We start from the raw sequence: 10,695 nt of genomic DNA on the forward strand, positions 1-10,695 counted from the left end.
AGGCGGACGTGGACTCGCAGTGGCGCAAGAGCACCCGGAGCGGCACCAACGGAGCCTGCGTCGAAGCGAGATACGCCGACCAGGCAGTAGAAGTCCGCGACAGCAAGGATGCAGGCGGCGCGGTTCTACGCTTCAAGCGTCAGCCGTGGCAAGCGTTCCTCCGCACCCTGCGCTGAGCGCCCACCTCGGCGGTGCTCGTGCCAGGCGCTGGCAGGAAATGGAGGTGGCATGACAGACCGGATCGGCATCAAGTGGCGCAAATCGAGTCGCAGCGACAACAACGGCGGAGCGTGCGTTGAGATTGCCGCAGTCAACGGGAGCATCCTGATCCGCGACAGCAAGGATGCGTCCGGCCCGGTTCTGCGCTTTGGGCGTCAGCCGTGGCAGGTGTTCCTCCGTACCCTGCGCTGAGCCCGACTCGCCAAAGCACGCGCGAGCGCGGCAGGGAGGTCCCTGCCGCGCTCGCGTCTTCGGTCGGTCGTCAGCTGCAGCCGCTGGTGGAGCCGCAGCCCTCGCAGACGTAGCAGCTACCGGCGGGCCGCATCTTCGTGCCGCAGGTGAAGCAGAGCGGCGCGTCGGCGGCCTTGCCGATCACGGCCTCCAGCAGCTCCGTGCTGGAACCCACCACCGGCGCGGGCTTGACCGCGGCGACGTCGGCCATCTCCTGCGCCGGCTGCGCGACCGGGCCGGTCTTCGGCTCCGGCGCCTCGACCGGGGCGGAGGCGGCCATCGCGGTGAGGTCCGCACCGCTCGCCTCCGCCTCCGCCTCGGCCGCGAGCTGGGCGGCCCGCTCCTTGGCGGTGAAGATGCCCAGCTCGGCGCGGCGGTCGTACGGCAGGAAGTCCAGCGCCAGGCGACGGAAGATGTAGTCCATCACCGAGGCGGCCATCCGCACGTCCGGGTCGTCGGTCATGCCGGCCGGCTCGAAGCGCATGTTGGTGAACTTGCTGACGTACGTCTCCAGCGGGACGCCGTACTGGAGACCGATGGAGATGGCCACCGAGAAGGCGTCCATCACGCCGGCCAGGGTCGAGCCCTGCTTCGACATCTTGAGGAAGACCTCGCCGAGACCGTCGTCCGGGTACGACGAGGCGGTGAGGTAGCCCTCCGCGCCGCCGACCGAGAAGGAAATGGTCTCCGACGGGCGCTTCTTCGGCAGCCGCTTGCGCACCGGGCGGTACTCGACGACCTTCTCCACGACCTTCTCCGGCTCGGCGGCCGGGGCCTGGGTCTCGACGGTGCTCTTGTTCTTCTTCGCCGCCGACAGCGGCTGGCCGACCTTGCAGTTGTCCCGGTAGATCGCCAGCGCCTTGAGGCCGAGCTTCCAGCCCTCGAAGTAGATCTTCTCGACGTCCTCGACGGTGGCCTGCTCCGGCATGTTGACCGTCTTGGAGATGGCGCCGGAGATGAACGGCTGGACGGCCGCCATCATCCGCACGTGGCCCATCGGCGCGATCGAGCGCTCGCCCATGGCGCAGTCGAAGACCGGGTAGTGCTCCGGCTTGAGGCCCGGGGCGTCCACCACGTGGCCGTGGTCGGCGATGTGCTCGACGATCGCCTCGACCTGCTCCTCGGGGTAGCCGAGGCTGCGCAGGGCGCGCGGCACGGTCTGGTTGACGATCTGCATCGAGCCGCCACCGACCAGCTTCTTGAACTTCACCAACGCCAGGTCCGGCTCGACGCCGGTGGTGTCGCAGTCCATCATCAGGCCGATGGTGCCGGTCGGGGCGAGCACGCTGGCCTGCGAGTTGCGCCAGCCGTGCTTGTCACCGAGCTTGTTGCCCAGCGTCCACTGCTTGGTCGCCTCGCGCTGCACGGCGGTGCCCACGGTGCCGGTCGGCTTGATCGCGTCGTTGGCGGCGGCGTGCTTGCGCATGACCCGCTTGTGCGGCTCGGCGTTGCGGGCGTAGCCGTCGTACGGCCCGACGATGCCGGCCAGCTCGGCGGACCGGCGGTAGGCGGTGCCGGTCATCAGCGAGGTGATCGCGGCGGACACCTCCCGGCCCTGCTCCGAGTCGTACGGCAGGCCGGAGGCCATCAGCAGCGCGCCCAGGTTGGCGTACCCGATGCCGAGCTGCCGGTAGGCGCGGGTGGTCTCACCGATCTTCTCGGTCGGGAAGTCGGCGAAGCAGATCGAGATGTCCATCGCGGTGATGACGAACTCGACCGACTTGACGAACTTCTCCACCTCGAAGCCGCCGTCGGCGCGCAGGAACTTCATCAGGTTCAGCGAGGCCAGGTTGCACGAGGAGTTGTCCAGGTGCAGGTACTCCGAGCACGGGTTCGACGCGGTGATCCGCCCGGTCTCCGGGCAGGTGTGCCAGTCGTTGATGGTGTCGTCGTACTGCAGGCCCGGGTCGGCGCACTCCCACGCGGCCTGGGAGATGGTGCGGAACAGCTTCTTCGCGTCGATCGTCTCGATGGTCTGCCCGTCGAGCCGGCCGCGCAGGTCGAAGCCGCCACCGTTCTCCACGGCGGTCATGAACTCGTCGGAGACGCGGACCGAGTTGTTGGCGTTCTGGTACTGCACGCTGACGATGTCGGCGCCACCCAGGTCCATGTCGAACCCGGCGTCGCGCAGCGCGCGGATCTTGTCCTCCTCGCGCGCCTTGGTCGCCACGAACTCCTCGATGTCCGGGTGGTCGACGTCGAGGATGACCATCTTGGCCGCGCGCCGGGTGGCGCCGCCGGACTTGATGGTGCCGGCGGAGGCGTCCGCGCCGCGCATGAAGCTGACCGGGCCGGAGGCGGTGCCGCCGGAGGAGAGCAGTTCCTTCGAGGAACGGATGCGGGACAGGTTCACCCCGGCGCCCGAGCCGCCCTGGAAGATCCGCCCCTCCTCCTTGTACCAGTCGAGGATGGAGTCCATCGAGTCGTCGACCGACAGGATGAAGCAGGCGCTGACCTGCTGCGGCGACGGCGTGCCGACGTTGAACCACACCGGCGAGTTGAAGCTGAACACCTGGTGCAGCAGCATCCAGGTCAGCTCGTGCGCGAACACCTCGGCGTCGGCCGGGGTGGCGAAGTAGCCGTACTCCTCACCGGCGGTGCGGTAGGTGTCGACCACCCGGTCGATCAGCTGCCGCAGCGACCACTCCCGCTCCGGGGTCCCCACCGCGCCCCGGAAGTACTTGGTGGTCACGATGTTCGCCGCGTTCACCGACCAGGACTCGGGGAACTCCACCCCGCGCTGCTCGAAGTTGATCGAGCCGTCCCGCCAGTTCGTCATGACGACGTCGCGGCGCTCCCAGGTGACCTCGTCGTAGGGATGCACCCCCTCGGTCGTCCAGACGCGCTCGATCTTCAGCCCCGCCCCGGCCTTGTTCCGTGACCTGCTGGTCGTCACGCCCTCGCCCCCCTCGTCGGCACGGTCACCCACCGCGCCTCGTGTACCTGTCAGAAACCCGAAAATGTCAGCTGATCGCGCCGGCGGCGTCCGCCGCACCGGCACCGGCGCCCTCCCGGGCGCGCGCGGCGGCCCGCAGCGTCTCGATCTCCCGCTCGAAGTCGGCGAGCGAGTCGAAGGACCGGTAGACGCTGGCGAACCGCATGTAGGCCACCTCGTCGAGGTCGCGCAACGGGCCGAGGATGGCCAGGCCCACCTCGTGGCTGGGGATCTCGGCCGCCCCCTTGGCCCGTACGGTCTCCTCGACCTTCTGTGCCAGCAGCGCGATCGAGTCGTCGTCGACCGGCCGCCCCTGGCACGCCTTGCGCACCCCGCCGATGATCTTCGTACGGCTGAACGGCTCGGTCACCCCGCTGCGCTTGACCACCGCGAGCACCGCCTCCTCGACGGTGGTGAACCGTTTGCCGCACTCCGGGCAGGACCGCCGTCGCCGGATGAGCTGGCCGTCGTCGGCCTCCCGCGAGTCGACCACCCGGGAGTCGGCGTGCCGGCAGTACGGACAGCGCATGGGCCCGACCTCCTGGCGTCGATCGCGGGCACACCTACCGGCTCCCGGGCACACGTCGGCACGGCGGAGTCATCGTCCGATGACCGTCGCCGGATGCGCGGTGCGGGAGTGCGTTCGGTAGTTGAACCCAACCTGTGGGCGACTTACGCCCGTGTGACTACTACATCTAGGGGTCGACCGTATGCCGAACCCCAAGCGAGGTCAAGTTGGCGGGCGTGTCCGGCGCGTCATCAGAATCACGGTCGGCGCGACCCCGCCGAGGAGCCCAACGGACGGCCTCCCGCGCTGGACACGGCCCGCCGCAATGGAACATCTGTACGAGCGGCGTACCCTTCTATCAGAACAACAGTTCGGAAATCCAGGAATTCGGCACGACACGCCGACAGCAGGTCGTACAGATGTTTGAAAATGACCGATCTCACCTATACGGTCAGACCACACGCACCACGAGCCGACGAGGCACCCCAGCGCCGACCAGGGAGGGACGGACGTGACCGAGGACCGGGCCAGCCGGCAGAAGAACCCGCAGCCGAACGACGGGGCGGGTCCTCCGGCGACCCGCCGCCCCCGCGCCGCCCGCAGCCGCACCGCCCCGGCGGCGGTACGCCCGGTCACGCCGGTGGTGAGCAGCTTCCCCGACCCGACGAGCGTCGACCTGACCGCCCGGCAGCGGCGGATCCTGGAGTTCATCCGCACCTGGGTCGAGCGGCACGGCTACCCGCCGAGCGTGCGCGAGATCGGTGAGGCGGTCGGCCTGGTCTCCCCGTCCAGCGTCGCCTACCAGCTCAAGGAGTTGGAGAAGAAGGGCTTCCTGCGCCGCGACCCGAACCGGCCACGCGCCGTCGACGTCCGGGCCCCGGGCGAGGCCGACGACGAGGCCGCCCGCGCGCAGCGCCCCACCCCGGCGTACGTGCCGATGCTGGGCCGCATCGCCGCCGGTGGGCCGATCCTGGCCGAGCAGGCGGTGGAGGACATCTTCCCCCTCCCCCGCGAGCTGGTCGGCGAGGGCGAGGTCTTCATGCTCCAGGTCAAGGGCGACTCGATGCTCGACGCGGCGATCTGCGACGGCGACTGGGTGGTCGTCCGGCAGCAGCCCAACGCCGAGGTCGGCGACATCGTCGCCGCGATGCTCGACGGCGAGGCGACGGTCAAGACCTACCGGCGGCGGGACGGGCACGTCTGGCTGATGCCGCAGAACCCGGCCTTCGACCCGATCCCCGGCGACGACGCCACCATCATGGGTCGCGTGGTGGCGGTGCTGCGCCGCATCTGACCCCACAGCAGCGGAAAGGGGGTGACCGTCGCGGTCACCCCCTTTTCCGTGTCGTCTCAGTAGCGGTCGCCCCGGTACTCCCGGCCACCACCGGACACCGGGCCGTACTGACCCCGATCGTCGTAGCCGTCGTCGCGGCGCGCGCCACGCGGGTCCTGGCCGCGACGCGGCGGCTCGGCCCGGCCGCCGCCTCCGCGCGGCCCGCCACCGGGCTGCCCGCGGTAACCGGGCCCGCCCGGGCCGCCACCCTGACCGCCACGACCCGAACCGCCCTGGCCGCCGCCGCCCTGGCCACCGCCGTAGACACCGCCACCGCGACCTCCGCCGCCGGCCGGGGCGCCACCGCCGTACACCCCACCACCCTGCGGACGGGTGCCGCCCGGGGGACGGCCACCGCCCTGGCCACGGCCGCCCTCCTGAGGGCCGCCGCCGTACACGCCGCCACCCGGCCGGCCACCGCCGTAGACGCCGCCCGAGGGCGGACGGTCGCCGTTCGCCGCGCCACCGTAGACGCCGCCCTGGCCCCCGCCGTAGACGCCGCCGCGTGGGGCGTCCGGCCGTTCCGCCGACGGGAACCCGCCGTTCACCGGGAACTCGCCGCTGCGCTCGGGCTCCTCGGCCGCCGCCCGCGGCGCGGGCTTGCGCCGCGACCGCAGGATCCCGAAGACGCCCGCGCCGACCAGGAGCGCGCCGATCACCCCGACCGCCGCGATCAGGTACGTGATCTCGTCGAGTGAGAGCCCTTCGAGCCAGGACTTCTCGGCGGCCGCCTTCGTCTCGGCCTTGCCGCCGTTCGGGAGCGCCTCCGCGCCACTGGTGGACGGCGTGTAGCTGAGAATGTCGATCGGATCCGAGTCGTCCAGCGTCCCGCCGTCGGAGACGGTGACGAACAACTTGCCGTCGGGCGTGTACGAGATCGCCTCGCCGAACGGGTCGGCCAGCGGGGTGATCCGGGGCTTACCTGTGGTCAGCGCCTTGACGATGTCGCCGCCGGACACGTCGAACTCGAACGCGTCGGCGTACGTGCGCAGCACGACCTTGCTGCCGTCGGGTGAACGGGCCGCGCCGGTCACCAGCGCTCGCCCGGGCGACCCGAGCTTGTTCTCGGTGTCGGTCTTCGGCAGCGTGACCTCGCCGACCTTCTTCATCGGGATCGGCTCGGGGTCGCCGGCGGCCTTCAGCTTCACCGTCGGCGTGAAGATCTCCGACTTGCCGGACAGGTCCTTGGTGATCACCAGCGGCATGTTGTCGTCGCCGACGAGCAGGGCCTCCGCGTCGTGCGGCTCCTTGCCCGGGTAGCTGAGCCGGTGCAGCACCGGCTGCTTCGCGCCGCTGAGCGGCATCGTCCAGACCGCGACCCGCTCCCGGCGGGTCTTCTTCTCCACGTTGTCGCCGGTGTCGGCGATCCAGAGGGTCTTGCGGTCCGGGCCGAGCGCCAGGTCCTCCGTGTCGAAGGGCCCGTCACCGGAGTACCGGACCTCCTTCTCGACCTTGCACTTGGCGTCCAGGTAGAAGACCCGCTTGCGGCTGGGGTCGTCGGTGCCGTCGTTGATCACGACGTACCCGCTGCTGGTGGCGATCAGGCCGGACAGCTCGCGGAGGCGGTTGTCCTCGACCGTGCACTTCTTCTTGGGAGCCGCGGCCAGCACGGGGGCCGCGGCGGGAGCCGCCGGGGCCGGCCCGGCCGGCGCCACGACCGCGCCGACCAGGCCGAGCGCGAGCGTGACCGAGGAGACAACGTGCCGCATGACGCTCAGTGTCGCACGACGCGGGTTTCCGGCGGGTGACGCCGGACGGCTCACCGTCCGGCGCCCACCCGCTCGTCGCTGGTCAGCCGATCCCCCGCCCGGTAGGGCGCGAGCTCGGCGGCGAGCCCCTGGCCCACCCGTACGTGCAGCAGCGTGCCTTCGGGCAGGTGAGCGGTGCTGAGCACCTCACCCTGCCGGTGCGCCCGGGCGACCAGGTCACCCCGGTCGTACGGGAGCACGACGCGCACCTCGACGGCCGGCCGGGGCAGCCGGCGCTCGACCGCCTCGCGCAGCTCGTCGATCCCGCGGCCACTGTGCGCGGAGACGAACACGGCGTCCGGCCACAGCCGCTTGAGCCGCAGCATCGTCTCCTCGTCGGTGGCGTCGGTCTTGTTCACCACCAGGAGCTCCGGCAGCCGGTCGGCGCCCACCTCGGCGAGCACCTCGCGTACCGCCCGGACCTGCTCCTCCGGGTCCGGGTGGGTGCCGTCGACCACGTGCACGACCAGGTCCGCGTCGGCGACCTCCTCCAGCGTCGAGCGGAACGCCTCGACGATCTGGTGCGGCAGGTGCCGGACGAAGCCGACCGTGTCGGACAGCGTGTAGAGCCGCCCGTCGGACGTGGTGGCGCGGCGGGTGGTCGGGTCCAGCGTGGCGAACAGCGCGTTCTCCACCAGCACGCCCGCCCCGGTGAGGCGGTTGAGCAGGCTGGACTTGCCGGCGTTGGTGTAGCCGGCGATGGCCACCGCCGGCACCGCGTTACGGGTGCGTCGGGAGCGCTTGGTCTGGCGTACCGTCGCCATGCTCTTGATCTCGCGGCGCAGCCGCGCGATGCGGTGGCGGATACGCCGACGGTCGGTCTCCAGCTTGGTCTCACCGGGACCGCGCAGGCCCACGCCGCCGCCGGCGCCACCGCCGCGACCGCTACCGCCGGTCTGCCGGGACAGCGTCTCGCCCCAACCGCGCAGGCGCGGCAGCAGGTATTCGAGCTGGGCCAGCTCGACCTGCGCCTTGCCCTCCTTGCTCTTGGCGTGCTGGGCGAAGATGTCGAGGATCAGGGCGGTCCGGTCGACCACCTTGACCTTGGTGCGCTGCTCCAGGTTGCGCAGCTGCGACGGCGACAGCTCACCGTCGCAGATGATGGTGTCGGCGCCGGTGGACAGCACCACCGCGCCCAGGTCGTCGACCTTGCCGCGACCGATGTACGTGGCCGGGTCGGGCCGGTGCCGGCGCTGGATCAGCCCTTCGAGCACCTGCGAGCCGGCCGTCTCGGCCAGCGCCGCCAGTTCGGTGAGGCTGTTGTCGACGTCGGTCTGGGTGCCCTCGGTCCAGACGCCGACCAGGACGACCCGCTCCAGCCGCAGCTGGCGGTATTCGACCTCGGTGATATCTGTGAGTTCGGTGGAGAGGCCGGGGACCCGCCGCAGCGCCTGCCGCTCCGACAGCTCGTACTCGCCCGTGGTGGCCTCGAGCTCGTCGTCGGTGTAGGGATGGAAGGTCTCCTGCTCGCGCAAACTGCGCCTCCTGTCCGTTATGTGCATCGCCGAGAATTTTCGGCGCGTGACAGCAATCCTGACATGTGACAACGCCCGGCGCACCTGCCTTATGCCCGTGACGCTACTGACCGGTAGCGGGGGCGGATGCCGGGCGACCTGCGCGGGCGAGTAGAAATGCCAGTCGAGCCGCTCAGCGCCGACGGAGGAGTTTCTCGTGGCCAACACACGACTGCCGAGTGCCGGATTCTCCATCACCATCCGGATCGCGGTACCCGCCGACGCCTCCTCCATCGGCCGGCTCACCACCGCCGCCGGCGAGGCCGGGGCCATCGTCACCGCGCTGGACGTGGTCGACTCCGACCCCGCGCACGTGATCGTCGACCTCACCTGCGACACCGCCGACGCCGGGCACGCCGACCAGGTCGTCGACGCGCTCACCGCGCTCGACGGGGTGGACGTCCGCAAGGTCTCCGACCGCACGTTCCTGCTGCACCTCGGCGGCAAGATCGAGGTGACCCCGAAGGTCGCGCTGCGTACCCGCGACGAGCTGTCCCGCGCGTACACCCCGGGTGTGGCCCGGGTCTGCATGGCCATCGCGGAGAACCCGGCCGACGCGCGCCGGCTCACCATCAAGCGCAACACCGTCGCCGTGGTCAGCGACGGCACCGCCGTGCTCGGCCTGGGCAACCTCGGCCCGGCCGCCTCGCTGCCGGTGATGGAGGGCAAGGCCGCCCTGTTCAAGCGCTTCGGCGGGGTGGACGCCTGGCCGGTGGTGCTGGACACCCAGGACACCGACGAGATCGTGGCGATCGTCAAGGCGATCGCGCCCGCGTACGGCGGCATCAACCTGGAGGACATCGCCGCGCCGCGCTGCTTCGAGATCGAGGCCCGGCTGCGCGAGGCGCTGGACATCCCGGTCTTCCACGACGACCAGCACGGCACCGCGATCTGCGTGCTGGCCGCGCTGACGAACGCGCTGCGCGTCGTGGGCAAGCAGCTCGCGGACGTCCGGGTCGTGGTCTCCGGCGCCGGCGCGGCCGGCACCGCGATCATGAAGCTGCTGCTGCGCCAGGGCGTGGGCGACATCATCGCGTACGACCGCCAGGGCGCCCTGCACCGCGGCCTGCCGGACCTCAACCCGGCCTGGCAGTGGCTGGCCGAGAACACCAACAAGGAGAACTACTCCGGCGACCTGGCCGGTGCGGTACGCGGCGCGGACGTGTTCATCGGCGTGAGCGCGCCGAACCTGCTCACCGGCGACGACATCGCCCAGATGGCGAAGGACTCGATCGTCTTCGCGCTGGCGAACCCCGACCCGGAGGTGGACCCGCGCGAGGCGCGCAAGTACGCCGCCGTGGTCGCCACCGGCCGCTCCGACCAGCCCAACCAGATCAACAACGTGCTCGCCTTCCCCGGCGTGTTCCGCGGCATGCTCGACGCGCACGCCGAGGAGTTCACCGAGGAGATGGCGCTCGCCGCCGCCCGGGCCATCGCGGACGTGGTCGGCGAAGACAAGATCAACCCGACGGTGATCGTGCCGAGCGTCTTCGACTCCCGGGTCGCCCCGGCGGTGGCCGCCGCGGTGCGGGCCGCCGCCCAGAACCCGGCCGCCACGCCGGCGCCGGCGGCCGACCCGGGCCCGGCGGACCTGCCCGAGATCGCCGCCAACGCCAGCGCCACCCCCTGACGCGCTCCTCCCGCTCGCGGCGCCCTCTCGCAGGGCAGCGCCTCCTCGCGGGACAGCGCCTCCTCAGGGCAGCGCCTACTCGCGGGACAGCGCCTCCTCGCAGGGCAGCGCCTCCTCGCGGGACAGCGCCCTCTCGCAGGGCAGCGCCACCTCGCGGGGCACGCCCCTGCCGGGTCGGAGACACGAGCGCGCGTGTTCCGGGCACGCGCACGGCTTCTGGGTGCACGTGCCGATTCGGGCACACCAGCAGCTTCGGGGACAGGGGCGTGGCTTCCACCGCACGCGAGTTGCCCGGCTCAGACGCTCTTCTCAGCACACGCGCGCACTTCTTCGGCTACGACGCCACCCGCACCCGCACCCGCACCCGCACCCGCACCCGCACCCGCATGAGGGTCAGGCGTCGCCCGACGCGCGTCCACGCGAGATCTTGGAAGGAAATGGCAGCCAGAGGGGCTGTTCAGTCCCATGACATCTGTCAGCGTTGAAGTCCCGATACATGTGTCACGTGGTAGGGATCTTGGGTCGGGTGGTATGTGCTGCCGGGCATGGCTTCTCGGCGGCATGTGATGAACCTGCT

General features: G+C 71.1%; 8 protein-coding genes. 4 read left to right on the plus strand and 4 right to left on the minus strand.

What is annotated here, in order from left to right; all coding sequences use genetic code 11:
• The first annotated feature begins 8 nt into the window (after positions 1-8).
• Entirely contained in the window at positions 9-176 is a 168-nt protein-coding gene (locus KBX43_RS21395; RefSeq protein ID WP_082931024.1) for a DUF397 domain-containing protein, read from the plus strand.
• A 52-nt stretch (positions 177-228) separates the two neighbouring features.
• A complete protein-coding gene (locus KBX43_RS21400; RefSeq protein ID WP_082931023.1) occupies positions 229-411 on the plus strand; it encodes a DUF397 domain-containing protein in 183 nt (60 codons plus the stop codon).
• Positions 412-481: 70 nt separating this feature from the next.
• Here the strand turns inward: KBX43_RS21400 and KBX43_RS21405 are convergent, their stop codons facing one another.
• On the minus strand, positions 482-3,379 hold the full coding sequence (locus tag KBX43_RS21405) for a vitamin B12-dependent ribonucleotide reductase (RefSeq protein ID WP_043325710.1): 2,898 nt from the start codon (positions 3,377-3,379) through the stop codon (positions 482-484).
• A gap of 34 nt (positions 3,380-3,413) precedes the next feature.
• A complete protein-coding gene (nrdR, locus tag KBX43_RS21410) occupies positions 3,414-3,914 on the minus strand; it encodes a transcriptional regulator NrdR (protein WP_013284751.1) in 501 nt (166 codons plus the stop codon).
• 490 nt (positions 3,915-4,404) lie between these two features.
• Between nrdR and lexA the strand changes: the two genes are divergently transcribed.
• Positions 4,405-5,187 carry a transcriptional repressor LexA gene (gene lexA, locus KBX43_RS21415; RefSeq protein ID WP_043325711.1) on the plus strand — a complete coding sequence of 261 codons (783 nt, stop codon included), beginning with the start codon at positions 4,405-4,407 and terminating at the stop codon, positions 5,185-5,187.
• A gap of 56 nt (positions 5,188-5,243) precedes the next feature.
• On the opposite strand, the gene KBX43_RS21420 is transcribed toward lexA, so the two are convergent.
• Both KBX43_RS21420 and hflX read right to left on the minus strand, forming a co-directional pair.
• Entirely contained in the window at positions 5,244-6,935 is a 1,692-nt protein-coding gene (locus KBX43_RS21420) for a hypothetical protein (protein ID WP_210886827.1), read from the minus strand.
• A gap of 50 nt (positions 6,936-6,985) precedes the next feature.
• A complete protein-coding gene (hflX, locus tag KBX43_RS21425; RefSeq protein ID WP_247677598.1) occupies positions 6,986-8,476 on the minus strand; it encodes a GTPase HflX in 1,491 nt (496 codons plus the stop codon).
• Positions 8,477-8,645: 169 nt separating this feature from the next.
• On the opposite strand from hflX, the gene KBX43_RS21430 reads away from it, so the two are divergent.
• Positions 8,646-10,118, plus strand: a complete 1,473-nt coding sequence (locus tag KBX43_RS21430; RefSeq protein ID WP_064447117.1) for an NAD-dependent malic enzyme — start codon at positions 8,646-8,648, stop codon at positions 10,116-10,118.
• Positions 10,119-10,695: the final 577 nt, after the last annotated feature.

The sequence above is a fragment of the Micromonospora sp. C41 genome (genome assembly GCF_018070485.1).
Classification (GTDB): Bacteria; Actinomycetota; Actinomycetes; order Mycobacteriales; family Micromonosporaceae; genus Micromonospora; species Micromonospora chalcea.

Coding starts and splice junctions, on each gene's coding strand:
- nrdR (WP_013284751.1), bottom strand. CDS start 3,914: ATGCGCTGTCCGTACTGCCGGCACGCCGACTCCCGGGTGGTCGACTCG.
- KBX43_RS21420 (WP_210886827.1), bottom strand. CDS start 6,935: ATGCGGCACGTTGTCTCCTCGGTCACGCTCGCGCTCGGCCTGGTCGGC.
- hflX (WP_247677598.1), bottom strand. CDS start 8,476: ATGCACATAACGGACAGGAGGCGCAGTTTGCGCGAGCAGGAGACCTTC.
- KBX43_RS21400 (WP_082931023.1), top strand. CDS start 229: ATGACAGACCGGATCGGCATCAAGTGGCGCAAATCGAGTCGCAGCGAC.